This window comes from Catenuloplanes indicus, from assembly GCF_030813715.1.
Lineage (GTDB): Bacteria > Actinomycetota > Actinomycetes > Mycobacteriales > Micromonosporaceae > Catenuloplanes > Catenuloplanes indicus.
On the sequence record NZ_JAUSUZ010000001.1, the window covers coordinates 376,021 to 402,734 of the forward strand.

Here is a 26,714-nt window from a genome sequence, read left to right on the forward strand (position 1 = left end):
GCCGCCGGGTGTGACTCGCCCGGCCGCTACCGGCCCGCGCCGGCCGGCAGCAGGTATTCGCCGCCGCACGACTCCGCCAGCGACGGGCCGAACAGCGCCGCCGGGGTGTACGCGCCCGGCCGCCCCTCCCCCGCCAGCAGCCGCCGGGCCACCTCGGCCGGCACCGCACCGGTGTAGCCCTGCGCCTCGCCCACCCGCAGCCAGCCGTCCCGCACGGTGCCGTCCGCCCAGCGCACCCGCGCGTACCCCCAGGAGTGCGCCCGCGGCCGCGGCCGGGCCGCGAACCGCACGCGGGCCAGCCGCCGGACCGCGAACCGGCGCAGCGCCGCGACCTCCAGCAGCGCGGACGCGGCCGGGAGCACGTGCCGCAGCGGCGCCAGCTCGCTGGACGACGCGGTCACGTCCGGCGCGCCACTGGCCCGCTGCGCCGCGACCAGCTCACCGAGCGGCACGCCCACGGTGCGCACCCCGGTCCCGTCCGGCAGCGTGAGCCGGGTGGCGTCGCCGCCGAGCCGGGCCGGTGCCAGCCGCCCGCCGCGGAACCGGCGCCCCTGGAACCGGCGCCCGCCCTCGACGCCGGGCAGCCCGTCCAGCATCGTGGCGGCCAGCGCCTCGCCGACCGTACCGGCCTCCATCGCCAGCGACGGGATCATGTGCACCCGCACCTCGGCCGGTGCCGGCCGGCCCGCGCACAGCGCCACCACCACGCTCTCGGTCGCGGTCACGCCGAACCCGGCACCGGTCACCACGGTGCGCCCGGCCGCGGTCGCGGCGTCGTCGAGCGCCAGCACCGCGGACAGCGACGCCACGTCGTTCGCCAGGTCGGCGTAGTGCGCACCGGCCGACAGACAGGCCCGCGCGATCGGTACGGCGGTCGCGCCGAACGGCCCGACCGTGTTGATCACCACGGCCGGCCGCTGCCGCCGGATCTCCCCGGCCATCGCCTCGACCGTGCCCGCGAGCACCGTACGGGCACCGCCGCCGACCGCCTCGGCGACCCGCGCGAGGCCCGCCGCGTCGCGACCGGCCAGCACCGGCGTCACCCCGCGAGCGACCAGCTCGGCCGCGATCGCCCGGCCGCTGCGGCCGGTCCCGCCCAGGATCCAGGTCTCCATGCACGTCTCCGTTCCGTGATGACATGAGGTGTCATCACGGTAGCGCGCCATGACACGTCGTGTCATCACTAGAATCGGGGCGTGGGACGATGGGAGCCGGACGCACGGCAGCGACTGGAGCAGGCGGCGCTCGAGCTCTTCGCCGAGCAGGGGTTCGCCGCGACGACCGTGCCGCAGATCACCGCGCGCGCCGGCCTGACCACGCGCACGTTCTTCCGCCACTTCGCCGACAAGCGCGAGGTGCTGTTCGCCGAGGACCAGGCCGCCGAGGCCGCGGAACAGCTGCTGATCACCGCACCGCCCGGCACCGACCCGCTGACGCTGATCCTGGACGGCCTGCGCGCGGTCGCCACCGCCCGTTTCGAGCCGAAGCGCGCCCACCTGCGCGCGCTGCGCGAGATCATCCGCACCGACGACGGCCTGCGCGAACGCGAGCTGCGCAAACGCGGCATCCTACGGGAGGTGGTCCGGACCGGTTTCCTCGCCCGCGGCCTCCCCGCCACCACCGCCGCCCTGCTCGCCGAGACCGGCACCACGCTGCTCTTCGTCTCCGTCGACGAATGGCTCGACCGCGACGACTCCCGCCCGCTGGCCGACATCATCGACGACACCCTCACCACACTCCGGGCGGTCCTGAAGACCTGACCGCGGCGGGCCCGCGCGTGATCAGTACAGGACGACGACTGCTCCGGCGCCCAGCGTCGCCAGCGCGTGCAGCGTGGCGAACTTGGTGCGCTGCGGTGCCGGCCAGCGGCCGAACCAGACCCGGACGAGGGTCAGCGCGCCGATCACCGCCAGCACGGCGAACGGCCACGGCCGGAACGCCGGCGCCGCCCATGGCTGCCGGCCGAGGACCGTCCAGAAGACCGCGAGCAGGCCGGCCGCGACCAGGCCGCCCGGGTTGCGCTCGAGCAGCAGCGGCAGCAGGGTTCCGCCGACGACGATCGGGACCATGACGGCCAGGAAGGACAGCAGCGGATCGTACGGGGTGCCGGGGACCCACATCGGCAGCAGACCGCCGATCACGAGGCCGGTCAGGCCCACGATCAGCAATTCCACCAGCCCCTCGGCGGAACCGACCACGATGCCGGTGAATACCGCCCCGCTGATCAGCAGCAGCGCGTCGAGCCGCGGCACGACCGCGTCGAGCAGCGTGTTCAGCACCACCAGCTGGATCAGCAGCGCCACACCGCCGCACGTGAGCGCCACGTACCACAGCGACCGCCGCAGGTCCGGGTCGTCCTCCCGGGCGCGGCGCAGCCACAGGCCGAGCACCAGCCCGGCGCCGGCGAGCGCGGCGACGACGGACAGGTCGTACCGCGGGTGCCAGCCGAGGACCGGCAGGCTGCACACGCCGCCGACCAGGCCGAGGAACAGCGCGGTGACCGTCCAGCCGCGCACCTTCTCCGGATCGTTCTCCGCCGCCTTCGTCTCGTCGTCCAGCGAGCCGTCGTCCGGGTTCATCCGTCCACGGTGCCGCGCGCCGTACCGGCCGGCCAGTCCCTGCTCAGGGAACAGGGCGGCGCTCCGGCGCCGTGGTCCGCAGCCAGGGGCGCGAATCTCCGTCGCTGAACGCCAGCAACGCCGTCCTCGAACCCATGATCGACACGGTGTGCCGTCCACAGTAGAACCGAGAGCCGGTGTAAGGTCGCGGGGACGCCGGCTCTGGGAGGGTTCGCGATGGAACGTCGTAGTGAGGATCTGCAGACGGATCGGGCGCACGGCGCGCGGATCTACGACTACATCCTGGGCGGCAAGGACAACTTCGCCGTCGACCGGGAGGCCGGGGAGAACTCGCTGCGCATCTGGCCGGCGCTGAAGCCGCACATGCGGGCCAACCGGGACTTCATGCACCGGGTGGCCCGCTACCTGGCGGCCGAGTGCGGCATCCGGCAGTTCCTGGACATCGGGACCGGGCTGCCGACGTCGCCGAACCTGCACGAGATCGTGCAGCAGGTCGATCCGGCCGCGCGGGTGGTCTACACGGACAACGATCCGCTGGTGCTGGCGCACGCGCGGGCGCTGATGCTCGGCACCGTGCAGGGCCGCACCGCCTACGTCGACGCGGACATGCGGGACCCGCGGACCATCCTGTCCGCGCCGGAGTTCGGCGCGACGCTGGATCTGACCGAGCCGGTCGGGCTGCTGCTGATCGCGATCGTGCACTTCATCGAGGACGACGCGGAGGCGCTGCGGGTGGTCCGGCAGGTGCTGGACGTGTTGCCGTCCGGCAGCTACCTGGCGATGTCGATCGCGACCGACGAGTTCGATCCGGTGCCGCTGGCCGAGGTGCAGCGGGAGTACAACCGGCTCGGCGAGAAGCTGATCTTCCGCGACCGGGCCACCGCGCTGCGCTTCTTCGACGGGCTGGAACTGTGCGAGCCGGGCCTGGTGCAGGTGCACAAGTGGCGCCCGGACGGCACCGGCGACCAGGGCGTCGAGGACAAGGACATCGCGATGTACGGCGCGGTCGCCCGGAAGCCGTGACGGTTCACTCGCGCGGGTTCTCGCGCAGCGGCCGGACCGCGGCCGGGACCGGTGCGTGCGCGTCGACGTACTGCGTGGTGAAGCTGCCGGCGTAGCCGAAGATCGGCCCGAACCGGCGGTTCGCCACGGTGACCTCGATCCGGAAGCGGCCGGCCTCCTCGTCGTACCACTCGTGCAGTCGGGCTTCTCCGCTGATCAGCGGCGGGCAGCGGACACCGCCGCGGAACCGTTGCAGCCCGCTGCGGATGTGCAGGCCACCGGCGTCGTCCACGCTCAGGTGCAGGTCGACCGCGATGTGCTGGTGGGTGCCCAGGTAGTCGACGAGCACCCGGCGTCTCTCGCTGTAGACCATGGTGGCGTCGAACCGGCGCCGGCGGGCGGCCGCGACTTCGAACGTGCGCACGAACGTGAGCGTCGGCCGGCCGTACGAGTCGGTGTAGACGTAGTTCTCGATGGTGAACGGCACGTCCGTGCCGGTCTCCGGGAAGAGCACGTGCCGGGCCGTGCCCAGGTGCAGGAACGGCGTGACGAACGCGGGGCCGCGCCAGATGCGGTCCATCACGCCGGTGCCGACGCAGCCGTGCGCGGCGCCGAACCGTTCCCGCATGCGCGGGTGGAGGCGGTCGAAGTCGGCGCCGAGCGCGCGGGCGAAGATGGCGGTCACAGTGTCTCCAGCAGGGTGGGCGCGGTGGCGGCGCGACGGTCGGACGGGCGGCGGAGGCAGCGGCGGGCGGCCGGCGTGTGCCGGCCGGGCGGCAGCAGGAGGGCGGTGAGCGCGGTCAGCGCGACGAGCACCGGGTGCGCACCGGCCGCGGCCGCGCCGGCCACGCCCGCCACCCGCGCGATCACCTGCAGCCAGGCATTGCGCAGTGCGCGCTCGGGCGGCACGCCGCGTTCCAGCCACAGGCGCAGCCGGTCGAACGACCACGCGGTGGCCCAGCCGAACACCGGGCGGAACACCAGATCGATCAAGGGCCAGCGCGCCGTGTACGTGTATCCGGTCAGGAACCGCACGCCGCCCGCGACCGGAATGTACCGCCAGTAGCCCCGGCCGTCCCCGATCGGCGATCGCCGGTCGGCGGAGCCGAAGCGCAGCGCGGACGTGCGGGTGCCGTCCGGCCGGTCGCGCTGTCCGGCGTGCACGCCGTAGCCGCCGATCTCGACGCCGGGCAGCACCGCGGTCACGTAGCGGAACTCGGCCGGCGCGGTGCCCGGCACCGGGTCGATGCGCCCGAAGCGCACGTCCCACCGGCAGTGCCGCACCGGGTCCTGGGTCGCGGCCCAGACGTCGTCCAGCGGTGCCGCGATCACCGCTTCCACATAGATCGAACGCACGCCGGCCTCCCCGTTTGAGCAGTTGCTCAAACGGAGGGTACGAGATTTTGAGCAGATGCTCAAGAGGGGTCAGAGCAGGGTGCGCAGGATCCGGTCCAGCGCGGCGCGGTCGTCGTCCGGCAGCGCGCCGAAGAGCCGGTCGGCCTCGGCGCGGCGGGCCGCCTTGATCGCCTCGCCGGCCGCGGTGCCGGCGTCGGTCAGCGAGACCAGCGTGGCACGCCGGTCGTCCGGGTCGGGGTGCCGGGCCGCGTACCCCAGCGCCTCCAGGCCGTCGATCACCTCGGTCGCGGACCGGGGCGCGATGTGCAGATGCTCCGCGACCGCACTGGGCCGCAGCGGGCCGTGGTGCGACAGCACGCCGAGCGCCCGCGACTGACTCGGCGTGATCGAGAACGGCGCGAGCGTCTCCCGGCTGGCGTGCCGCAGCCGGCGGGCGACCGCCCAGAACAGCTCGGGCAGCGAATTGAGCGAGTCAGGGGACGGTGAGGGCACGGGGACAGCTTGCCATCCCCGCACCCGCCGCCGTGGTGCCCGCCCGGCCGGGAATAGCGGTGGCGGGAGATGGGGTTGTCTCCTCATGATGAGGTTACCTCAGCAATAAGGGAGAACGCTTTGCCCCGAGATCAACGGAAACCCTCCGAGGCCGACCGGGCCCAGGCGCGCGCCGTGTCGCTGCGCCGCATCGCCGCGCTGTTCACCCCGCACCGCAGGCCCCTGGCGATCGTCATCGCGATCATCGTGGTCTCCGCCGTGGTCGGGATGGCGTCGCCGTTCCTGCTCCGCGAGGTCATCGACGTCGCGCTTCCGCGGCAGGACCTGACACTGCTGTCCTGGCTGGTCGTCGGCATGATCGCGGTCGCGGCCGTGACCGCCGCGCTCGGCGTCGTGCAGACCTGGATCTCCACCCGCGTCGGCCAGGAGGTCATGCACCGGCTGCGCGTCGACGTCTTCACCCACCTGCATCGGCAGTCCGTCGGGTTCTTCACCCGCACGCGTACCGGTGAGGTGCAGTCCCGGATCACCAACGACATCGGCGGCATGGAGACCGTGGTGACGAACACCGCGGCCGGTGTCGCGGCGAACCTGACCACCGCGGTCGCCACGATCGTCGCGATGGTCGCGCTGTCCTGGCAGCTGTCCCTGGCGTCGCTGGTCGTGCTGCCGCCGGCGATCTACTTCACCCGCAAGGTCGCCGGCATGCGCCGCGAGATCGTCGCCGAACGGCAGCGTGAGCTCGCCGACCTGAACGTCACGATCGAGGAGGGCCTGTCGGTCAGCGGCGTCCGGCTCAGCAAGACCATGGGCGCGGGCGCGCGCCAGATCGCCCGGTTCACCGGCTCGTCCGCCCGGCTGATCGACCTGGAGCTGCGCTCCGAGCTGGCCGGCCGCTGGCGGATGGCCACGATGAGCATCATCTTCGCCGCGATCCCCGCGCTCATCTACCTCTCCGCCGGCCTGCCCGGCAGCGCCGGCACGGTCAGCATCGGCACGCTCGTCGCGTTCACCGCGCTGCAGAACGGCCTGTTCCGGCCGCTGATGGGCCTGCTCAGCGTGGGCGTGCAGATCACCTCGTCGCTGGCGCTGTTCGCCCGCATCTTCGAGTACCTGGACCTGCCGATCGAGGTGGCCGACCCGGTGTCGCCCGTCACGCTGCCGCACCCGCGCGGCCACCTGCGCCTCGAGGACGTCACCTACGCGTACCCCGGCAGCGACACCGCCGCCGTGGCCGGTGTGACGCTCGACGTGCCCGCCGGCAGCAGCCTCGCGCTGGTCGGCGAGACCGGCTCCGGCAAGAGCACGCTCGCCGCGCTCGTCTCGCGCCTGCACGACCCCGACTCCGGCCGCGTCACCATCGACGGCGTCGACCTGCGCGACCTGCGCCTCGACGACCTGGCCGGCATCGTCGGCGTGGTCAGCCAGGAGACGTACCTGCTGCACACCACGATCCGGGAGAACCTGCGCTACGCGAAACCGGACGCCACCGACGCCGAGATCGAGGCCGCCGCCCGCGCCGCCCGGATCCACGACCACATCCAGACCCTGCCCGACGGGTACGACACGGTCGTCGGCTCCCGCGGCTACCGTTTCTCCGGCGGCGAGCAGCAGCGCATCGCGATCGCCCGCACGCTGCTGCGCGACCCCCGCATCCTGGTCCTCGACGAGGCCACCTCCGCGCTCGACACGTCCACCGAACGCGCGGTCCAGCGCGCCTTCGACACGCTCGCCGAGGGCCGCACCACCGTCACCATCGCCCACCGCCTCTCCACCGTGCGCGACGCCGACCAGATCGCGGTGATCGACCACGGCCGCGTCATCGAATCCGGCACCCACACCGCCCTGCTCGCCCGCAACGGCCGCTACGCCGCCCTGGCCGGCTGACCGAGGCCATCCGGTATCGCGGCGCGGCACCCGCACGTTCTCGAGCGCTGCCGGTTCAGCGAGGACGCCCGTTCCTCCGAGGCAGTCACTTGCACGTGCCAGCCGGCTGGTTCCGCGGGTGTGGCTCGATACCGGTCGCCGGACCTGGTGGGGCGGCGGTAGCGTCGGGCGCGTGGCGGAGCACGAGGTGTTGCAGGAGGGTGTGCACCGGCGGGTGGTGCGGGTCGGTGACACCGTGCGGCGGCCGATGCATCCGTGGTCGGCGTCCGTGCACGAGTTGCTGCGACACCTGGCGGACGTCGGGTTTCCGTACGCTCCGCGGGTGCTCGGGGTCGACGACGAGGGCCGTGAGGTGCTGACCTATCTCGACGGTGACTCCGGTGGCGACGGCTGGGCGCGGGTGGTGGACGAGGCCGGGCTGCGGGCGATGGCGCGGCTGCTGCGCGACTACCATGACGCGGTCGCGGGCTTCCGTCCCCGTACCGGCGCGGTCTGGTCCTCGGGTCCGGTCCCGCGGCACGCGGGTGAGCTGATCTGTCACGGCGACTTCGGGCCGTGGAACCTGGTGTGGCGCGGCACCCGGCCGGTCGGCATCCTCGACTGGGACCACGCGGGGCCGCGGCGGCCGATCTTCGACGTGGCCTACGCGCTGGAGTACGTGGCGCCGTTCCGCGACGACGCGGAGAGCGCGCGGTCGATGCACCACCCGGTCCCGCCGGACCGGCGCCGCCGCCTGGAGATCTTCGCCGCCGCGTACGGGCTCACCTCGCTCGACGGGCTGGCCGACGAGGTGATCGCCCAGCAGCGGCAGGTGCTCACGCTGGTCCGGCGGCTCGCCGCGGACGGGCAGCAGCCGCAGGCCTCGTGGCTGACGGACGGCACGGTCGCGGCGACCGAGGCGCACATCGCGTGGAGCGTCCGCCACCGCGACCTGTTCGGCGGGTGAGCGGTCAGTCCAGCCGGGCCCGGGTGAGCGCCTCGACGTACATGATCTCGTCGTCGACCACGTCGAGGACGAACATCCCGGCCCGCTCCGGCGTGGGCGTGACGCAGCGGTGGCCCGGCCCGTACGCTCCGTCCGGCGGCGGCGCGGTGTAGAAACTCCGGCAGAAGTCGTCGTCGCAACCGCACTCCTGGACGACGCGCAGCCCGGCCACCTGATCCGCCAGCCGCCCCTCGCCCGCCGCGCGCAGCGCGTCCGCCAGCTCGGCCGCGAACCGCGGAAACCGGTCGCTCACCAGCCCGGCGTCATCCTCATGTGCCATCACCGGCGAGCGTAACCGGTGCCGGGCCGGCACTCCGGGCAGATCGGCCGTGCGGCCGATGCCGGCCGGCTCGCCGCACATCGCTGGAACCGTGCGCCGGACGCCCGGTTCGGCACGTGAACGGTGCGAAGCTGCTGGAATCCCTGCTGACGGTAGTAGGCGTGCAGCCGGGTGTTGGTCTTCGACGCGTCCAGTCGCAGCCACTCCTTGCCGCGTCGCGCGGCGTGCCGTGCGGCCTGGCCGAGCATCCAGGAACCGATGCCGCGTCCGCTCAAGGCCCGGTCGACGGCGAGATGACGCAGATAGAGGGCGGCGGACAGGTCGTCCTCCGGACTCCAGAAGTCCTCGTCGGCCACGTCGTCGAGGGTCATGGTGGCGACCGGGACGGCCTCGCGGCTCTCCGCCAGGTAGAGCGCGCCCGCCTTGAGGCCGGGACGGAGTTCGGCCGCGTGCCACGGTTCTCCGCCCCATTGGTCCACGCCTCGCTGCCGCAACCACGTCACGGCCCCGTTGAGTACGGCGAGAAGGCGGTCCAGATCGGCCTCGGTCGCCGGCCGCAGTCGATACCGCACGGATGCAGTCACGTTCCGGATCCTCCATCGCCGCGTCACGTCGAACGAAATACCCTCGACCATCGCGGCGAGAGCCCCGCGCGCAGAGCCGGGATGGTCTCTCCGACGGACGATGCCGGCGCAGCGGCGTCCCCGCATCGTCGACCACCCCCGGCCCGGGGACAATCCATTTCCGCCGGTACGGTCGGCGAGCCCGCGCATACGTCCGGTGTGGACGGTCCGGCACGCCGTAACGTCGCTGAAACTCCTGGTCGACCCGCGTTTTCGGACAAAAACGATGTACAGCCGCACAACCTATCGAGAGCGGACGTTATAGTGCATCGGTGATCGATTTCGGAGGTACGGGCCGCGGCACCGGAGCTGTCTACGCGGCGAGCGTCTCCCGGGCGCCGTCGGGTGCGCCGGGGGGTCATCCCCGGCCGGACGCCGAGGCCATGCAGATCGTGCAGCGGACGGCCGCGTCGGTGGCCGAACGCCCGGTCGCGCTGGCGGAGGCGTTCTACCGGCACCTGTTCGCGATGGCCCCGGGTGTGCGGGCGATGTTCCCGGACGACATGACCGCGCAGAACGAGAAGCTGTGCCGGGCGCTGCTCGACGGCATCCGCGCGCTGGTCGAGCCGGACCGGTACGCGGCGCAGATGGAGCGCTCGCTGCACCGGCTCGGCGCGCACCACGCGGACCGGTACGGCGTGCTGCCGGAGCACTATCCGTACGTCGGGCATGCGCTGGTCCGCGCGGTCGGCGACGTCTCCGACGACTGGTCCTCGTCGACCAGCGCGGCCTGGATCTGGGTCTACGACTGGATGGCCGCGCACATGCTCAGCCAGCGGTCATGAGTGCTGCGGTGTGCTCGCCCGGGCGTGACCGTACCGGGCGAGCAGCCGCGCCTCCTCGTCGAGGTAGAAGTTCGGGCGCTGGTCGGCCTCGTGGTAGTAGCGGTGGAACACCGGCGTGGCCGCGCCGGACATCGGCGGCACGATCCAGCTCCAGTCGGCCGGCACCTCGCGTCCGGCCCGCTGCTCGCGGCGCACGTGCTCGAGGAACCGGGCGGCCTCGGTGTGATGGTCACTGATCTTCACACCGGCCCGCTGGTAGGAGTGCAGCACCGCCCGGTTCAGCTCGACCAGCGCGCGGTCCCGCCACAGCGTCGCCTCCGAGGTCATGTCCAGGCCGAGTCGCTGCGCGACGACCGGGAGCAGGTCGTAGCGGTCGGTGTCGGCCAGGTTGCGGGCGCCTATCTCGGTGCCCATGTACCAGCCGTTGAACGGGGCCAGCGGGTACTCCACGCCGCCGATCCGCAGCCGCTGGTTCGCGATCGCCGGCACCGCGTACCAGCGCAGGCCCAGCTCGGCGAACCAGCCGTGGTCCGGGTGGGTCAGCGGGACCTCGAGGACGACGTTCTCCGGCAGGTCGTACATGTGCAGGCCGTGCCCGGGCGCCTCGATGATCAGCGGCAGCACGTCGAACGGCGTCTTCTCGCCCTTCCAGCCGAGCAGTTCCATCGACTCGGTGAAGTCGGCCTGCGCCGGGTCGCCGAGCGTGGTGCCGTCCGGCATGCGGTACCCGGCGTACCGGATGAGCTGGTCGTTCCACACCCGGGCGTACGGCCGGCCGGGCTTCGCGGGGGCGAACACGCTGAGCACCGGGCGGATCGCGCCCTGACGGACCGCGCGGGCGCCGGGGCGGACGTCGGTGCCGCTGGCTATCTCCAGGTGCCGCACCAGCCCGGCGTAGATCTCGTGCGGCGTGCGGGCCGAGCGCCGGTCCAGCACGTGCAGGCTGCGCCAGTAGAGCCGGCCGATGCAGCGGCTGGCGTTGCGCCAGGCCAGTTTCGCGCCGTAGGTGACCTCGTCCAGCGTGTGCTCGTACGTGCCGGTGACCGCGATCTCCGCGCGGACCTCGGCCAGCCGGGCCGTCACGTCGCCGGCGCCCGGGTTCTCGGCGTGGTACTGCCGCAGGAACTCCTCGGCCTCCGCCTCGTCGATCGGCGCGTCCGGATCCCAGTCGTCGACGGGATGGTCCCGATAGCCGGGTGTACCCACGTTTGTCCCACCGTCTCGCACTAGATCGTGTTAAGAGCGATGAGGATCGTAAATTTCCGACAGATTACCGTCAAGCGGACGGGATCGGCCCGCACCGCCCGAAGTGGCCGCGACCGGCGGAAACTCTATTTCGGAGAGGTTACGCAGCCCGCTGTACGAGCAGCGCGCCGGTGGCGTCGAGGTGGGCGCGCATGGCGGTGAACGCGGCGTCGCCGTCGCGGGCCAGGACCGCGGCCACGACCGGCTCGTGCTCCGCGTGGATCTGGGCGAGCGTGCGCCCGCTGGCCGTGGTGGGCGGCCCGAGCAGCGCGGTGGTGGAGCGCAGCCCGTCGATGACCGCGGCGGTGCGGGGCTTGCCGGCGGCGCGCAGCAGCAGGTCGTGCAGCGCGCGGTCGGCGGCCCAGAACGCGCGCTCGTCGCCGCGCGCGGCCGCGCCGGCCATCTCGTCCAGCGCGGCCCGGACCGCCGCGTGCGCCTCGTCGGTGCCGTCGACCGCGGCCCGGCGTGCCGCGTCCGGCTCCAGCGCCAGCCGGATGCCGATGATCTCCTCCACGTCCGCGACCCGCGGCGGCAGCACCCGGAACCCGCGGTTGCGGCGGATCTCGACCAGGCCGGCCTCGGCCAGCCGGAGCAGCCCCTCACGGACCGGGCTGCGGGACACGCCGAGCAGCTCGGCCAGCTGATAGACGGAGTACGTGGTGTCCGGCACGAGCTGGCCGGCGGCGACGCCGTCGCGGACCGCGCGGGCGACCGCGTCGGCCAGGGTGGGGGCCTCTGGCGGCAGGCTGAGCTGGGGCACGAGTAACATGTTACCTATGACTGATGTAGTGGCGGCGCTGGAGCGGGCCGGGCTCGAGGTGCGTGCCGACGCCGGCACGCGTGGCATGTACGCGTCCGACGCCTCGCTCTACCGCATCCCGCCGCTGGCCGTGGTCCGCCCGCGGCACTCCGACGAGGTCGCGGCCGCGCTCGAGGTGGCCCGCGCGACCGGCGTGCCGCTGACCAGCCGCGGCGCCGGCACGTCCGTCGCCGGGAACGCGGTCGGCCGCGGCATCGTGCTCGACTTCTCCCGGCACCTCAACCGGGTGCTCAGCGTCGACCCGGAGGCGCGGACCGCGGTGGTCGAGCCCGGCACCGTGCACGCGGTCCTGCAGAAGGGCGTGACGCCGCACGGCGTGCGCTTCGGCCCGGACCCGTCGACGCACCCGCGCTGCACGATCGGCGGCATGATCGGCAACAACGCGTGCGGCTCCCGGTCACTCGCCTACGGCCGCACCTCCGACAACGTGGCCGGCCTCGAGCTGCTGACCGCCACCGGTCACAAACTGGTCACCGGGTACGACGCGAGCGGCGCGTTCGCCCGCGGTGCCGATGCGGTGCTCGGCGCGGTGCGGCAGACCATCGGCCGGCACCTCGCCACCGCGCGCACCGAGTTCGACCGGTTCGGCCGGCAGGTCTCCGGCTACGCGGTGCAGCACCTGCTGCCGGAGCGCTTCGACCTGACCCGCGCGCTGGTCGGCTCCGAGGGCACGCTCGCCGTGATCACGCAGGCGACCGTCAAGCTGGTCGTGGACGCGCCGGTCCGGGTGGTGGTCGTGCTCGGCTTCCCGGACATCGTCGCGGCCGGTGAGGCCTCCCCCGCCGTGGTCGCGCACGGCCCGACCTCCTGCGAGGGCCTCGACTCCCGCCTGCTGGACGTGCTGCGCGCCCGCCGCGGCCCGGACGCGGTGCCCCCGCTGCCGTCCGGTGCCGCCTGGCTGTTCGTCGAGCTGGCCGGCGACGACGCCGGCGAGGTCGAGTCGCGCGCCCGGAAGCTGGCGGCCGACGGCATCGGCGCGTCCAGCCTGGTCGTCACGGACCCGGCGACCCAGGCCCGGCTGTGGCGGATCCGGGAGGACGGCGCCGGTCTGGCCGGGCGCGCCCCGTCGGACCGGCCGGCCTGGCCCGGCTGGGAGGACGCGGCCGTGCCGCCGGAGAAGCTCGGCGCGTACCTGGCCCGGTTCGACGAGCTGGTCGCGTCGTACGACATGACGAGCGCGCCGTTCGGGCACTTCGGCGACGGCTGCATGCACGTGCGCCTGGACCTGCCGCTGGACCAGCCCGGCGGCACGAAGATCATGCGGGAGTTCCTGACCGACGCCGCGAAGCTGGTCGGCGAGTTCGGCGGGTCGCTGTCCGGCGAGCACGGCGACGGCCGGGCCCGCTCCGAGCTGCTGCCGCACATGTACTCCGCGGACGCGATCGCGCTGTTCGCCGGCGTGAAGGCCGCGTTCGACCCGGACAACCTGCTCAACCCGGGCGTGCTGGTCGACCCGGACCCGATCGACGCGGACGTGCGCCCGGCCGGCCGGTTCCCGCTGAAGCAGCTCGCCATGGCGTACCCGCACGACGACGGTGACCTGGGCCAGGCCGTGCACCGCTGCACCGGCGTCGGCAAGTGCCGCGCGGACAACTCCGCGGCCGGTGGCGTGATGTGCCCGTCCTACCTGGCCACCCGCGAGGAGAAGGACTCCACCCGCGGCCGGGCCCGGGTGCTGCAGGAGGTGGTGCGCGGCGAGCTGGCCTGGTCGCACCCGTCCGTGCACGACGCGATGGACCTGTGCCTGTCCTGCAAGGGCTGCGCGTCGGACTGCCCGACCGGCATCGACATGGCCACCTACAAGTCCGAGGTGCTGCACCAGACGTACCGGGGGAAGATCCGGCCACGGTCCCACTACACGCTCGGCAAGCTGCCGTTCTGGGCGCGGCTGGCCGGGTGGGTGCCACGGCTGGCGAACCTCGGCGTGCGCCTGCCCGGCGTCGGCAAGCTCGCGCTGTGGCTGGCCGGGGTGGACGGCCGCCGGTCCGTGCCCGCGTTCGCCCGCAAGCCGTTCCGGCGCACGTTCCGGCCGGAGACGACCGCGCGGACGCCGGTCGTGCTGTTCGCGGACTCGTTCTCGGACGCGTTCTCCCCCGAGGTCGCGGACGCCACGGTCCGGGTGCTGCGCGCCGCCGGGTACGAGCCGCGGCTGCCGTCCGGGTCCGTGTGCTGCGGCCTGACCTGGATCACCACCGGCCAGCTCGACTCGGCGAAGAAGATCCTCGCCCGTACCGTGGCGGCTCTTGCCCCGGATGCCCGCGCCGGGGTGCCGATCGTCGGCATCGAGCCGTCCTGCACCGCCGTGCTCCGCTCCGACGTGCGCGAACTGCTGCCCGGCGACGCGGACGCGGCGGCCGTGGCCGGTGCCGTGCGCACACTGGCCGAGCTGCTGTCGCAGACCCCCGGCTGGACGCCGCCGGACCTGTCCGGCACCACCGTGGTCGCGCAGCCGCACTGCCACCACCACGCGGTCCTCGGCTGGAAGAGCGACGCGGACCTGCTCGCCTCGACCGGCGCCACGGTCACCCGGCTGGCCGGCTGCTGCGGCCTGGCCGGCAACTTCGGCGTCGAGATCGGCCACTACGAGGTGTCCGTCGCGGTCGCGGAGCAGAACCTGCTGCCCGCGCTGGACGCCGCCCCGGACGCGGTGGTCCTGGCCGACGGCTTCTCCTGCCGCACCCAGGTCGCCGACCTGCGCGACCGCCCGGCCGTGCACCTGGCGCAGCTGCTGGACCGCTGACCGGACGGCGGGGTACGCGCGGACGCGTACCCCGCCGTCCGGCCGGTTCGCTACCGGCAGCTGGAGCCCGCGTAGCGGCCGAAGATGCGCCGCTTGAGCTTGCGGACGCCGCGGCAGTACTTGGCCGCCCACGGCTTGGACGCGTCCCGCGCCGCCCGCTTGAAGCCGCGCCAGTCGTTGCGGATGTCGTGGTAGCCCATCCAGCCGCCGATGCCGGACAGGATGTACTTCACCTTCTCCCGCCTGGTCTTGGTGCGGAACGGGTGGAACGAGGCCTTCCAGCCCTTCTTGCGCACCGACCGGTAGACCTTCCAGCCGCTGCGGATCGACCGGTAGCCGCCGCGGTAGACCACGCCGGCGCCGAGCATGCCGAACGCGGAGCCGGCGATCCGGGTGCCGTGGAACGCCATCCGCCAGTACGGGTTCTTGCCGTGCTTGCAGAACTTCCAGCACCACTTCCGGCCGTCCAGGTCGAACCGGTTGACCGGGTCGGCGCAGCTGTAGTCGTACGCGTTGCAGCTGCCGTCCGCGATCGGGTCGACGGTCAGGAACCGGCCCAGGCCCGGCGAGTAGAGCCGGACGCCCATCAGGATCAGGTCGCCCATCGCGTCGCCGGACCGCTGCTTCGCGCCGAGCCAGCCGTACCGCAGGTCGGCCTGCCCGGCCAGCGGCGTGCCGAACTCGTCGTACTGGTACACCTCCGGCGTGCCGGCGACCGGGTCGATCACCGCGGCCACGTCGCCGTGCAGGTTGGCCAGCTGCACGAGGACCGTGCCGCCGGAGGTCACCGACGCGCCCAGGTCGCCGTCCGGGCCGGACACGTAGCGCGTCCAGGCGCCGGTGCCGTCCTCGATCGTCCACCGCGGCTCGTCGCTGTCGTCCGCGTAGTGCTGGAGCGTGGTCGCGGTCTCGGTCCAGGTGGTGCCGGCCAGCGTCTCGGTCCGCGCGGCCCGCAGCCGGTGCGCGGGGTCGAGCGTCCAGGTCTGCCGGGCGTCGTCGAGCTGCTGGCCGCGGACCAGGTCGTTGGCGTAGTAGTCGATCGTCATCCCGTCCGGCAGCCCGACCGTGCGGCCGAGCGCGTCGTAGCGGAAACCGGCGTTGGTGATCCGGTCCGCGGTGTCGTGCGTGTAGACCGACTCCGACTCGGCCGTGGACGTGGCGCACCCGCCGTCCGCGCCGGGCGCGTACGCGGTGCTCCGGGTCCGGTTCGTCCGGTCGTCGTAGGCGTACGTGCGGGTCAGGCAGCCGCCGGTGACCGCGCTGTCGTGCCGGGCCGTGACCAGCCGCCCGAACCCGTCGTAGGCGTACGCCGACTCGCCGCCGGTGTACTGGTGCCGCGTCCACTGCCCGGCCGAGTTGTCCACCACCGACTCGGACCAGATCACCAGCCCGTCGGCGGTACGGGTGTAGGTGCGCCCGGCCGGCTGCAGGTTCGCGTCCAGCCGGTCGGTGCGAGTGATCCCGCCCGGATAGGTGACCGTGACCAGCTGCCCGTCCGGGGAGTACCGGGCGGTGAAGCTGCCCGCGTTGCTGTCGGTGAGCCCGGTCAACAGCCCGCGCGGGTCCACCGCCCGGTCGTACTCGTAGGTGGTGGTGCCAGTCGGGTCGACGACGCGCACCTCGTTGTCGTACCGGTCGAGTTCGGTGCTGGTGCGCGCGCCGTCCGCGTCGGTGTAGGCGACCAGCCGGCCGAGCGCGTCGTACTCCCGGGTGATCGTGTCCGTCCCGGCCGTGCTGGTCACCGCGCGGCCGGTCGCCGGGTCGTAGCCGGTCACGACCGCCGGCAGCGCCGCACCCGCGTCCGACGTGACCAGCGTGCTGTACTCCCGGTCCGCCGCGTCGAACGTGATGGTCGTGGTGCGGGTGACGCCGGCCGCGGTCTCGGTCACCGCCGCCTCGTCGCCGAACCGGGTGTACCCGGTGATCCGCCGGACCGGCAGCGCACCGGCCATCCGGGCCGGGTCGTGACCCTGCACCGCACCGGCGGCCCGGGACACGCACAGCTGACCGGCCCACTCGGGACGGTTGCCGCACGCGGTGTCCACGGTGTTCGCGCCGCCGGTGTAGTAGATCATCTCGGTGGTGCGGGCGTCGGTGCCGGTCGCGCCGATGCCCCAGGTGGCGGTGATCCGGCCGGCCGCGTCGTAGACCGTCCAGCTGGTCTGCCGGGCGCCGCCCGGTGTCGCCTCCACGATCGACATGGTCGGCTTCTTCAGTGCCCAGCCGGAGTGGCCGCCCTTCTCCGCCGCGTACCCGGTCCTGGTCACCCGCGCGTCGGCCAGCGGGTAGCCGTCGACGCTGGCGCCCTCGGTCCGGGTGGTCTCCAGGTGGTACGTGGCGCCGTCCGGCCGGCCCTCGTCGTACGCCGAGACGGTCCGGGCGCGCGCGATGACGGTGTCCCCGGCCGCGCGCGCGGTCAGCGGCCCGGTGCCGTCCGGGTCGGCCAGCGGCCGGTCGAGCGTGACCGTCCGGGTCGGGCCGAGGTGCTCCAGCTGGTCGGTGCCGTCCGGGCCGAACGTGTTCACCGTGGACAGCGCCAGCGCCCGGATCGCGGTGCCGGACTCGAGCAGGCCGAGCGTGGCCAGGTCGGCCGCGGCGCCGGGCCGGGTGCCGAGCGCGAGTTCCCGCTCGGACGCCTCCAGCGTGCGCACCACGTTGCCGAACCGGTCGTACTCGCTGGTGTCGATGTGACCGCCGGGCGTCGCGGTGTTCACCTCCTGCCCGCCCGCGTTCAGGTAGTGCACGGTGGCGTAGCCGAACCCGTTCGGGCCGGGGCAGCCCGCCCGGGCGCTGAAGCAGGCCGGGACCTGTTCGGCCGGGAACACCGCGGTGGCGTCGGTCGGCAGGTCGGTCTGCCCCCAGCTGGCGATCGCGGCCGAGTCCAGGTCGTACGGGCCGCCGCTCGCCCTGGTCAGCGGCGTGTTGTAGACCAGCGTGACCGCGGTCTCGCCGTCCGTGGCGGTCTTGCTGCCCGGTTGCAGCGCGGACCGGCGGATCCGCAGCAGCCGGCCGCCGTTCTCGTCACCGGCCAGGTCGGCGATCTGCGCCGCGGTCAGCGCGGAGCCGTAGATGCGCACGTCGTCGATGCCGCCGGCCCACGGGTTCGCGGCCGCGCCGGCCCACTTGGCCCGGCCGACCACGTAGCCGCCGGTGGCGTTCCAGCCGCCGGCCGGCACCGTGGTGCTCTGCGGCACGCCGTCGACGTAGAGCACCATCCGCCCGGTGGCGGTGTCGTGGACGCCGGCCAGGTGGGTCCAGCGGCCGAGCACCGGCGCCGTGTTCGACGTGGCCCGGACCGAGGACGACGAGTCCGCGTCCGCGGTGGTCCGGGAGAACGCCCACCGGTCCGTGTCGGCGACGTAGGTGAGGAAGAATCCGCTGGTCCGGCTGCCGTCCTTGGAGACGATCGTGCGGCTGGCGGACTTGTCGGTGATCCGGGCCCAGGCCGAGACCGTGTACGACGCGGTGTTGGACAGCGCGGTACCGGACGCGGTGATCTGCTGCCCGGCCGCGCCGGTGAACACGGCCGCCCGGTCGCCGGGGTTGCCCGGGTCGTTGCCCTCGCCCCAGGTGACGCCGGTCGCGGTGCCGTTGCGGCCGGCGCCGGAGCCGTCGTTCGCGTTGCCGTCCAGGCCCCAGCGCAGCGCGGCCGCGTCCACGTCCGGGTTGCCGTAGTCGGCCGACCAGGGCAGCTCGCCCGGCGGCGTGGTCCGCACGACCCGGCCGACCGCGTCGTACTCGTAGGTGGTCTTGACCGCGGGGGTGATCCGCGGGTCCCAGACCTCGCGCAGCCGGCCGAGGTCGTCGTAGGCGTACCGGGCCACGTCCACCGCGACCTCGGCGTTGCGCGCCGGGTCCCAGGTCCAGATCCGCACGCCGGTGACCCGGTCGGCGTAGTCGCCGAACACGGTCTGGCTCAGGCCCGTGGCGGTCGCGGTGGCGTGCACGTACTCCAGCACCTCGCAGCCGCGCGCCGGGGTGGCGGTGGTGCAGTCGCCGACGCCGGGCTCCGCCGGGTTGATCACGCGCTTGAGCAGCAGCCGGCCGCCGGTGGTGTCGTAGACGTACCGGCTGGTGGTGTCGCCCTCCGCGGTCCAGGTGGAGGTGACCGTCCAGACGCCGCCCTGCTGGGTGAACTCGGCGACCGTGCCGTCCGCCTCGGTCAGCCGGTACGAGGTCGCGTCCGGCCTGGTCAGCGACAGCGTCTCGCCGCCCGGCTCGGGCGTGAACGTGCTGCCGTCCGCGTTGCGGGAGAACGTGATCCAGCTGCCGTCGGTCATCGTCACCTGGGCCAGCGACGCCTCGGTGAAGGACAGCGTGGTGTAGTCGCTCTCCGCCGCGCCGCCGGTCGCGCCGCCCACCCAGGACGGGCCGAACGGCGCCACCACCTCGGTCACCGAGACGTTGTCCCAGTAGACCTTGCGCCCGCTGCCGCCCGCGTTGCCGTTGTAGAGCCGGAACAGCGCCTCGGTGGCGCCGGCCGGGATCGTCATGGTGACCGACAGTTCCTGCCAGCCGTCCAGGTAGGCGGCCATCGGCGAGGCCACCGGCGTGTACGCGGTCCCGTTCTTGTAGAACCCGACGATCCGCAGGCCGGTCGCCGGGCTGGCCGGGGCGAGCGTGGTCGCGGCCGGCACGTAGATCCAGCCGGTGGCGCGGTAGGTGCGCCCGGCCACCATGCCGAGCCGCAGCGCGCCGGTGTCGCCGCCGAGTGCCACGTACGTGTCGGTGCCGGTGCCGGACGCGGCCGGGGTGATCTCGATCGAGTCGGCCGGCGTGACGTCGCCCTGGCCGCGCGCGGTGGACCGGACCGCGGTGCTGGTCGACGGCACGGCGAAGCCGGTCAGGTCGGTGGAGACCTGCTGCTGGTTCGCGGTCAGCTTCTGCGGCATCGCGGTCCAGCCGCCGTCGGTGCCGCGCGAGGACGCGGTCCGGCTGACCGACAGGCCGAGCTCGTCCACGTCGGTGTCCTCCAGCGTGAGGTCACCGGTGAGCAGGTTGACCGCGCCGGGGCCGGCCTCGTCGGTCGCGGCGCCGTCACCGCTGGAGTCGACCGTGACGCGTACCCACGGGGTGTCGTAGACCGGCCCGGCGGACGTGGCCGTGAAGATCCGGGCGCGGACCTCGACCACGCCGCCGACCGCGCCGAGCGTGTCGGTGGCGGACCAGATCGCGTACCCGCCGAGCGCGGTGAACGCGACCGGCGACGCCGCGGTCGCGGTGACCGGGGCACCGGTGGCGGACATCAGATTCGCCGACGGTACGGGCAGCGCCGGTGCGCCGGGACCGCGCCGGTACTCGAAGTACGCGCGGGTGTAGCCGGCCACCGGCGTGAAGACCTCGAGCTTGGTCCGCTTCACCACGGTCGCGCCCGGCAGCGGCTGGGCCAGCGCGGCCGACCCGGCCGAGAACGTGTACGTGTTCGCCGCGGACAGGTTGCCGGCCCGGTCCTTCGCCTGCACGGTCAGCGTGCGCAGGCCGTCGGCCGGGGTGAGCACGCGGGTGATCGTCCCGGTCGCGGCGACCGTGGTGGCGGCCGCGTCGGTGTCCAGCCGGTAGACGAACGCGGCCAGGTCGCCGCCGCCGCCGGCCGGCGTGAACGTGAACGTGTCCGCCTGCCCGGCACCGCCGTGCGGCTGCCCGTCGTCGAGGTAGACCTGCGCGGACACGAACGGCACGCCGGGCCTGTCGGTGTCCACGGTCAGGTCGGTCCAGCCGGTCCAGGCACCGTCCGCGTACGGGTCCCTGGCCCGCGCCCGCCACTGGTACGTGGTGCCGTTGACCAGGTCCGTGCTCACCTGCCAGGCCGCGGTCGAGCCGTTCGTCCAGCTGCCGGACAGCGTGCCGGAGGCCGCCACGGCCGCGCCGGCCGCCTTGGTGCGCACCTCGAACTCGGCCCGCAGCGCCTGGCCGGCGTTGGTGTCGGCGAGCTTCACCGACAGCGTCGGCCGCACGCCGGACGTGCCCGCGCCCGCGCCGCACGAGGAGTAGCAGGGCGCGACCGCGGGGGCGTCCGGCACGGACGGCGCCGCGTTGTAGGTGACCGTGATCAGCGGCGGGTGAGCGGCCTCCGCCGAGTCGAACTTCTTCCAGCTCGCCGAGGACGTCTCGCTGGTGCCGCGCAGCATGATCGTGACGTCCGCGCTGTTGTTGTCCGCCGCGTACTGCAGCGCCTTGCCGACCTCGACGTAGACGTAGCCGTCACCGCAGGACGAGCTGTAGCCGCGGGTCTCGGTGGACGTGCCGACCTTCTCCCGCGCGGCCGGCTGCGCGGTCCACCGGGTGGCCGTGGTCGCGGTGTCCGTGCGCCACGCCTCCCAGGACGCGGCCGTGCACGAGTACGAGTGCGTGTTCCACAGCCGCAGCTTCGCCGTGGTGATCTGGGTACCGTGGATGCCGGTGGTGCCGAACCGCAGGTACGACCGCGCGGTGTAGGAGCCGCCGTCCTCGATGTGGCCGAGCTTCAGCTCGCTCGCGCCGGACTGGTCGCTGCTGTAGGAGTTCTGCACGAACGCGTCGAACGCGACCGGCAGCGACGCCGGCGGGTCGATCGTGACCGGGAACGTCAGGTCCGGGCGGGCGACGAAGTCCGGGTCCGCGGTCAGCTCCAGCGTCCGCCCGCCGGTGACCTTCAGGCCGACCCCCGCCACGTTGACGTGCTCGCCGGAGCGGGCGCCGACCGTCGCGTCCCACATCACCGGCGCCTGCGCACGCCCGACCGGGCGGCCCTTCGCGTCGTTGAACGTGAGCCCGCCCGCGCCGTCCGCCGCCGGTCTCAGCGCACCGGTGCTGATCGGCAGCCGCAGCGTCGAGATCCGCTTCAGCGCGGCCCGGTCCTTGGCGACGAAGAACTGCGCGTACCCGGTGCTCTGCGCGGTGACCACCAGGTCGACGCCCGGCTGCACCTCACGGTACGTGGCGGTCGGGCCGTCCAGCACCGGCTCCGGCAGCGGGCCGGTCCAGGAGAAGCCGGTACGCTCGCCGCCGCTGCCGAACGCGGCGACCTCGTGGCTGCCGGTGCCCGGCGCCGCGCCGCTCAGCTCCAGCGCACGGGGGTGCACGCGCGGCGCGACCGTACCGTCCGGGCGCTTGACGAGCGTCAGGTCGACGGCCTCCCAGCGGTCGCCGGCGCGCACCCGGACCGGGGCCAGCGCCCGCTCCTCGGTGATCGTGCCGTCCGGGTTCGCGAAGACCTGGGTGGTCTCGGAGCGCTCGCCGAGCGCCTCCACCCGGCCGCCGCACAGCTTCGCCGCGACCGCGGCCGAGACCAGGTCGGCGCGGTCGGCCGGGCACGGCTTCGGCACCGCGTTGCGGGCCTCCGGCGCCAGCACCGCGGCCTCGGCCCGCGCCGCGGCCGGAACGTCCAATGCGGACGCGACGAGCGCGGCTGCGAGCAGGATCCCTAGGCGGGCAACGTATTTTGGTCTGGTTCCGGGCGCACGGCGATACCTCACGTGGCACTCCCCCGTATCAATGGCCGACGATCACCGGGACGCTAGACGCGCTCACAGGAAACTGACAAGAAGCTGCCAGGCGACGCCCATGTTCGGGGCGTGACGGCACGCCCGGCGGATGCGGCGTGGCGCCGTCGGCGTGGCGGGGCCGGGACCGGCCAAGATCGGCCACCGGACCCGTAGCGGCAACGTCACCTGGAGTAGCCGCCGCACCGTTAATTCCGACAAAACCCTGGACTCGCACACCGTGTCAGACCGGATACTCGGTCGCGTGACGGACAATCTGCACGGATTCCTCGTCGTCCAGCATGGACGGACCCTGATCGAACGGTACGGCGCGGGCCCGGACTTCGCCTGGGACCGGCCGCTCGGGCACGTCGCGTTCGACGCGGGCACGCTGCACGACGTGCGGTCGGTGACCAAGAGCGTGGTCGCGCTGCTGTACGGGATCGCGCTCGCCGACGGCCGGGTACCACCGCCGCACGCGCCGCTGCTGGCGTCGTTCCCGGAATACCCGGACCTGGCCGCGGACCCGGCGCGGGCCCGGCTCACCGTGGCGCACGCGCTGACCATGTCACTCGGGCTGGAGTGGCGGGAGGAGATCCCCTACTCCGGCCCGGCCAACGGTGAGATCGCGATGGACCTGGCCCCGGACCGCAACCGGTACGTCCTGGAGCGGCCGGTGATCTCGCCGCCCGGCCTGCGATGGGTCTATTCGGGCGGCGCGTCCGCGCTGCTCGGCCATCTGATCACGGCCGGGACCGGGCGGTCGCTGCGCGACTACGCCGCCGAGCGGCTGTTCGGGCCGCTCGGTATCGACGCGTTCGAGTGGATGGCGGCCGAGGACGGCGTGTTCTCGGCCGCGTCCGGGCTACGCCTCACGCCACGCGGCCTGGCCCGGATCGGCGAGCTGGTGCTGACCGGCGGCGGCGACGTGGTGCCGGCCGCGTGGGTGACCGAGATGCTGACCCCGTGGCTCACCGTGGACTGGGGCGACGGGTACGGCTACCAGTGGTATCTCGGCACGGCCGGCGGGCATCCCGCACCGTCCGCGATCGGCAACGGCGGCCAGCGCCTGATCGTGCTGCCCTCGCTGGCCGCGGTCGTCGTGATCACCGCCGGCGACTACGACGACCCGGAGCAGTGGCGGCTCCCGGCCCACCTCCTCGACGACGTCGCGCTGCCCACGCTCAGCTGAGGCGGCGGCCGGTCAGCCGTGCTGCCGCCGGTGGCGATGTCAGGAAATATCGAGCGGGGGTGCCGATGCCGGGCGGGCGAGATCGCTGCCGTCCGGGCGACACGGCGATGTCTGAGATCCGGCGGGACCGGCCGGACCCGGCAACCGGCGAGACCGGCCGGAACCCGGCAACCGGCGGGACCGGCCCACCCCGCCCGAAACCGACAACCGGCGATACCGGCCCACCGCACCGGGAACCGAGCCCGGGGAGCGTGGCCGGCACCGCCGGGGGCGGTGCCGAGCGGGTCAGCCGACCGGGGCCGGGAGCGGTGTGGCGTTCTCGTCCGCGACGGACACCTGCGCCGCCGACGGCCGTGGGTGGCGGCCGGGGAGGAAGAGCGCGATCAGCGTGCCGGCCGCGACCACCAGGCCGCCGACCATGATCGCCGGGACCAGGCCGTCGACGAAGGCGGTGGCGCTGATGTAGTCGCCGCGGGAGGAGAAGACCGAGGCGAGGACCGCGACGCCGACCGCCACGCCCAGCTCGCGGATCGTGTTGTTGGCGCCGGACGCCACGCCGTGCTGGGACTCGTCGACGCTGGCCAGGACCAGCGTGGACATCGGGGCGAAGGTCAGGCCCATGCCGACGCCGGCCATCGCGAACGCGCCGACGAGCGCGCCGTAGCCGACGATGGCGGTGGAGGCGGCGGCGATCCACAGGATGGCGGCGGCGAGCAGGGCCTGGCCGAGGACGATCAGCGTGCGGGCGCCGACCCGGCCGACCAGCAGGCCGGCGATCGGGGCGACGACCATCGGGGCCATCGTCCAGGGCAGCGTGCGGACGCCGGCGGCGAACGGGTCCAGGCCCTGGACCACCTGGAAGAACTGGGCGAGCAGGAAGACCGAGCCGAACACACCGGCGGAGAACGCGAACGCGACCGCGCTGACCACGCCGAAACCGCGGTTGCGGAACAGGCTCAGCGGCAGCATCGGGACCGGGTTGACGCGCTGCCAGACCAGGAAGCCGGCCATCAACGCCGCGCCGCCGCCGAGCAACGCGAGCACCCGGGCCGAGGTCCAGCCGTGGTCCGGTCCGTCGACGACGCCCCAGACCAGCGCGAGCACGCCGGCGGCGGAGAGGACCAGGCCGAGCGGGTCGAGGCGACGGGCGCCGCCGCGTGACTCGCCGAGCACGACGGCCGCGAGGACCAGCGCGAGCACGCCGACCGGCACGTTCAGCCAGAAGATCCAGTTCCAGTCGAGGCCCTCGACGACCGCGCCGCCGACCACCGGGCCGACCGCGACGCCGAGGCCGCTGATGCCGCCCCAGATGCCGACCGCGGCGTTGCGCATCCTCGACGGTACGGCCGCGGCCAGCAGCGTCAGCGACAGCGGCATGACCGCGGCACCGGCGGCGCCCTGGACCGCGCGGGCGGTGGTGAGCATCCACGGCTCGGTGGCCGTGGCGCAGGCCGCGGACGCGAGCGTGAACAGCGCGATGCCGGCCAGGAAGAGGCGCTTGCGGCCGATCCGGTCGCCGAGCGCGGCCGCGGTGAGCAGCAGCGCGGCGAACGGCAGCGTGTACGCGTTGACGAACCACTGCAGGTCGGTCAGGGACGCGCCGAGCTGGTCCCGGATGACCGGCAGCGCGGTCGTCACCACCAGGTTGTCCAGCGTGACCATGAACATCGGTATGCCGACCGCGGCGAGGACCGCCGCGAGTGGCCGTGTCGGAGCGCTCATGCTCGTACCCCCGGGAAGTTGTTATTGACTGATAACTAATCTCGCCGTGAATGTAGTTATCAACTGATAACCTGTCAACCATGACGGTCCGAACCCGGCTCACCGCCGCCGAGCGAGGGGAACAGCTGATCGCCGCCGCGGTCACCGCGTTCGCCTCCGGTGGCTACGCGGGCACCACCACCGACCAGGTCGCCCGCCTCGCCGGCGTCACCCAGCCGTACGTGATCCGGCTCTTCGGGTCGAAACAGCGGCTGTTCATCGCGGTGATGGAGCACGTCTGCGACCGGATCGAGGCCACCTTCCGCGAGGCCGCGACGCAGGGCACGGACGTGGCGATGCTCGGCGGCGCCTACATCGACCTGCTGGCCGAGCGGGATCTGCTGGCGGTGCTGCTGCACGGCTTCGGCGCGTCCGCGGACCCGGAGATCGGCGACGTGGTGCGCGCCGGTTTCGGCCGGATCTACGAGACGGTCCGCGGACTGACCGGTGGTTCGACGGAGGAGATGCACGCGTTCATGGCCGAGGGCATGCTCTGCACCGTGCTCAGCGCGATGCGGCTGGCCGGCCCGGACGCGGTGCCGGCACCGCCGTGGGCGGCCGCCCTGCTGGCCGGCTTCGGCATGGACGGGACGGGACCGGGTCAGTAGACCCAGACCCGGGTGCCGACCGGCATCGCGCCGTTCGTCCACAGCCAGTCCATCGCCGCGATCGACAGCCGCGCGCAGCCGTGCGACGCGGGCCGCGGCGGGATGTCGTGCGCGCCGTGCACGGCGATCCCACCGTTGAAGTACTTCGGCCGGTAGAGCGGGCCGAGCGGCCCGTACCGCCAGGCGTCGATCTGCCGGCCGACCCGGAACCTCCCGGCCGGCGTGTCCGCCAGGTAGCGCCGGCCCTGGTGGCGGTAGAACTCGTTCGACCCGGTGGAGGTGTTGAAGATCTTCGTGACCGCGCCGTCGTCGGCCAGCAGGAGCAGTTGCCGGTCCAGGTCGATCTCGACGCGGTGGCCGGTCCGGCTCCGCGCGGCCGGGCGTACCCCGGCGGCCAGCGCGGCGAGGGTCCCGGCGTCGGCGCGGCCGGTGCGTTCCAGGCCGGCCGCCTTCTGCACCGCGTACACCGCTTGCATCGTGAGCTGCCCGAAACTGCCGTCGGCCGGCCCGTTCCAGTAGCCCAGCGCGTCCAGTCGCCGCTGCAAGGCCAGGATGTCCGGCCCGGCCTCACCGCGCTCCAGCACCCCGTCCGCACCCGCCGCGGGAGTCGCACCCGGCGACAAAGACGGCGATGAGGACGACGACCGGGGCGGCGACCAGAGCGGCGACCAGGGCGGCACGGAGACGGCCGGTGACGCGGAGGCGGGCGGCGGCAACAGCGCCCCCGGCGCCGGCGAGCCCGGCGTCGGCGAGCCGGTGATGCCCGGGACGGCGCTCGGCGGGACCGGCGGGCCGCCGGTCCCGCCCGGCTGCGCGACCGGCGTGCCGGGCCCGCCACCGCACCCGCCCGCCATCGCGATCACGAAGCCGAGCACCGCCGCCCGCCGCACGTTCATCCC

The 26,714-nt window shown here is 73.7% G+C and carries 20 protein-coding genes; 8 read left to right on the forward strand and 12 right to left on the reverse strand.

Going from position 1 to position 26,714, the window contains the following annotated elements; translation table 11 throughout:
* Positions 1-26 precede the first annotated feature (26 nt).
* A complete protein-coding gene (locus J2S42_RS02110; protein WP_307234637.1) occupies positions 27-1,115 on the reverse strand; it encodes a saccharopine dehydrogenase NADP-binding domain-containing protein in 1,089 nt (362 codons plus the stop codon).
* 81 nt (positions 1,116-1,196) lie between these two features.
* On the opposite strand from J2S42_RS02110, the gene J2S42_RS02115 reads away from it, so the two are divergent.
* Complete coding sequence (locus J2S42_RS02115; RefSeq protein ID WP_307234639.1) at positions 1,197-1,760, forward strand: TetR/AcrR family transcriptional regulator; 564 nt, start codon at positions 1,197-1,199, stop codon at positions 1,758-1,760.
* Positions 1,761-1,781: 21 nt separating this feature from the next.
* On the opposite strand, the gene J2S42_RS02120 is transcribed toward J2S42_RS02115, so the two are convergent.
* On the reverse strand, positions 1,782-2,579 hold the full coding sequence (locus J2S42_RS02120) for a hypothetical protein (RefSeq protein WP_307234641.1): 798 nt from the start codon (positions 2,577-2,579) through the stop codon (positions 1,782-1,784).
* Between the two features lie 216 nt (positions 2,580-2,795).
* Here J2S42_RS02120 and J2S42_RS02125 point away from each other — a divergent pair, with 216 nt between their 5' ends.
* Positions 2,796-3,602, forward strand: coding sequence for an SAM-dependent methyltransferase (locus J2S42_RS02125; RefSeq protein WP_307234643.1), 807 nt, complete (start codon positions 2,796-2,798; stop codon positions 3,600-3,602).
* A 4-nt stretch (positions 3,603-3,606) separates the two neighbouring features.
* Here J2S42_RS02125 and J2S42_RS02130 read toward each other — a convergent pair whose 3' ends face one another.
* From J2S42_RS02130 to J2S42_RS02140, 3 genes are all read right to left on the reverse strand, one after another.
* Positions 3,607-4,266, reverse strand: coding sequence for a DUF4166 domain-containing protein (locus J2S42_RS02130; RefSeq protein WP_307234645.1), 660 nt, complete (start codon positions 4,264-4,266; stop codon positions 3,607-3,609).
* Positions 4,263-4,937 carry a hypothetical protein gene (locus tag J2S42_RS02135; protein ID WP_307234647.1) on the reverse strand — a complete coding sequence of 225 codons (675 nt, stop codon included), beginning with the start codon at positions 4,935-4,937 and terminating at the stop codon, positions 4,263-4,265. The genes J2S42_RS02130 and J2S42_RS02135 overlap by 4 nt, the downstream gene beginning before the upstream one ends.
* Positions 4,938-5,006: 69 nt before the next feature.
* Entirely contained in the window at positions 5,007-5,429 is a 423-nt protein-coding gene (locus J2S42_RS02140) for a MarR family winged helix-turn-helix transcriptional regulator (protein ID WP_307234649.1), read from the reverse strand.
* A 120-nt stretch (positions 5,430-5,549) separates the two neighbouring features.
* Here J2S42_RS02140 and J2S42_RS02145 point away from each other — a divergent pair, with 120 nt between their 5' ends.
* Positions 5,550-7,316, forward strand: a complete 1,767-nt coding sequence (locus J2S42_RS02145) for an ABC transporter ATP-binding protein (RefSeq protein WP_307234651.1) — start codon at positions 5,550-5,552, stop codon at positions 7,314-7,316.
* A gap of 172 nt (positions 7,317-7,488) precedes the next feature.
* Positions 7,489-8,262 (forward strand): aminoglycoside phosphotransferase family protein, encoded by a 774-nt coding sequence (locus J2S42_RS02150; RefSeq protein WP_307234653.1) that lies wholly within the window; start codon positions 7,489-7,491, stop codon positions 8,260-8,262.
* A gap of 4 nt (positions 8,263-8,266) precedes the next feature.
* Here J2S42_RS02150 and J2S42_RS02155 read toward each other — a convergent pair whose 3' ends face one another.
* Both J2S42_RS02155 and J2S42_RS02160 read right to left on the reverse strand, forming a co-directional pair.
* The gene (locus J2S42_RS02155) at positions 8,267-8,581 is read right to left on the reverse strand and encodes a hypothetical protein (protein WP_307234655.1); all 315 of its coding nucleotides are present in this window, start codon (positions 8,579-8,581) and stop codon (positions 8,267-8,269) included.
* Positions 8,581-9,165, reverse strand: coding sequence for a GNAT family N-acetyltransferase (locus tag J2S42_RS02160; RefSeq protein ID WP_307234657.1), 585 nt, complete (start codon positions 9,163-9,165; stop codon positions 8,581-8,583). Before J2S42_RS02160 ends, J2S42_RS02155 begins: the two co-directional genes overlap by 1 nt.
* A gap of 311 nt (positions 9,166-9,476) precedes the next feature.
* Between J2S42_RS02160 and J2S42_RS02165 the strand changes: the two genes are divergently transcribed.
* Positions 9,477-9,989 (forward strand): globin domain-containing protein, encoded by a 513-nt coding sequence (locus tag J2S42_RS02165; RefSeq protein WP_307234659.1) that lies wholly within the window; start codon positions 9,477-9,479, stop codon positions 9,987-9,989.
* Here the strand turns inward: J2S42_RS02165 and J2S42_RS02170 are convergent.
* Both J2S42_RS02170 and J2S42_RS02175 read right to left on the reverse strand, forming a co-directional pair.
* A complete protein-coding gene (locus J2S42_RS02170; RefSeq protein ID WP_307234660.1) occupies positions 9,984-11,195 on the reverse strand; it encodes a nitric oxide synthase oxygenase in 1,212 nt (403 codons plus the stop codon). The genes J2S42_RS02165 and J2S42_RS02170 overlap by 6 nt on opposite strands.
* Positions 11,196-11,334: 139 nt before the next feature.
* Positions 11,335-11,994, reverse strand: a complete 660-nt coding sequence (locus J2S42_RS02175; protein ID WP_307234663.1) for a GntR family transcriptional regulator — start codon at positions 11,992-11,994, stop codon at positions 11,335-11,337.
* A 16-nt stretch (positions 11,995-12,010) separates the two neighbouring features.
* Between J2S42_RS02175 and J2S42_RS02180 the strand changes: the two genes are divergently transcribed.
* Positions 12,011-14,794: an FAD-binding and (Fe-S)-binding domain-containing protein gene (locus tag J2S42_RS02180; RefSeq protein WP_307234664.1), complete on the forward strand. Its 2,784-nt coding sequence runs from the start codon at positions 12,011-12,013 to the stop codon at positions 14,792-14,794.
* 50 nt (positions 14,795-14,844) lie between these two features.
* Here J2S42_RS02180 and J2S42_RS02185 read toward each other — a convergent pair whose 3' ends face one another.
* Positions 14,845-22,248 (reverse strand): LamG-like jellyroll fold domain-containing protein, encoded by a 7,404-nt coding sequence (locus J2S42_RS02185; protein WP_307234666.1) that lies wholly within the window; start codon positions 22,246-22,248, stop codon positions 14,845-14,847.
* Positions 22,249-22,519: 271 nt separating this feature from the next.
* Here J2S42_RS02185 and J2S42_RS02190 point away from each other — a divergent pair, with 271 nt between their 5' ends.
* Positions 22,520-23,446 carry a serine hydrolase domain-containing protein gene (locus J2S42_RS02190; protein ID WP_307234668.1) on the forward strand — a complete coding sequence of 309 codons (927 nt, stop codon included), beginning with the start codon at positions 22,520-22,522 and terminating at the stop codon, positions 23,444-23,446.
* A gap of 285 nt (positions 23,447-23,731) precedes the next feature.
* On the opposite strand, the gene J2S42_RS02195 is transcribed toward J2S42_RS02190, so the two are convergent.
* A complete protein-coding gene (locus J2S42_RS02195) occupies positions 23,732-25,168 on the reverse strand; it encodes an MFS transporter (RefSeq protein ID WP_307234670.1) in 1,437 nt (478 codons plus the stop codon).
* An 80-nt stretch (positions 25,169-25,248) separates the two neighbouring features.
* Here J2S42_RS02195 and J2S42_RS02200 point away from each other — a divergent pair, with 80 nt between their 5' ends.
* Complete coding sequence (locus tag J2S42_RS02200; protein ID WP_307234672.1) at positions 25,249-25,815, forward strand: TetR/AcrR family transcriptional regulator; 567 nt, start codon at positions 25,249-25,251, stop codon at positions 25,813-25,815.
* Here J2S42_RS02200 and J2S42_RS02205 read toward each other — a convergent pair.
* Positions 25,809-26,711, reverse strand: a complete 903-nt coding sequence (locus tag J2S42_RS02205; RefSeq protein WP_307234673.1) for a L,D-transpeptidase family protein — start codon at positions 26,709-26,711, stop codon at positions 25,809-25,811. The genes J2S42_RS02200 and J2S42_RS02205 overlap by 7 nt on opposite strands.
* Between the last annotated feature and the right edge of the window lie 3 nt (positions 26,712-26,714).

Bases quoted from the DNA above. Each gene is read 5' to 3' on its own strand.
- J2S42_RS02110 (WP_307234637.1), bottom strand. From the start codon at position 1,115: ATGGAGACCTGGATCCTGGGCGGGACCGGCCGCAGCGGCCGGGCGATC.
- J2S42_RS02120 (WP_307234641.1), bottom strand. From the start codon at position 2,579: ATGAACCCGGACGACGGCTCGCTGGACGACGAGACGAAGGCGGCGGAG.
- J2S42_RS02125 (WP_307234643.1), top strand. From the start codon at position 2,796: ATGGAACGTCGTAGTGAGGATCTGCAGACGGATCGGGCGCACGGCGCG.
- J2S42_RS02155 (WP_307234655.1), bottom strand. From the start codon at position 8,581: ATGGCACATGAGGATGACGCCGGGCTGGTGAGCGACCGGTTTCCGCGG.
- J2S42_RS02180 (WP_307234664.1), top strand. From the start codon at position 12,011: ATGACTGATGTAGTGGCGGCGCTGGAGCGGGCCGGGCTCGAGGTGCGT.
- J2S42_RS02195 (WP_307234670.1), bottom strand. From the start codon at position 25,168: ATGAGCGCTCCGACACGGCCACTCGCGGCGGTCCTCGCCGCGGTCGGC.
- J2S42_RS02200 (WP_307234672.1), top strand. From the start codon at position 25,249: ATGACGGTCCGAACCCGGCTCACCGCCGCCGAGCGAGGGGAACAGCTG.
- J2S42_RS02205 (WP_307234673.1), bottom strand. From the start codon at position 26,711: ATGAACGTGCGGCGGGCGGCGGTGCTCGGCTTCGTGATCGCGATGGCG.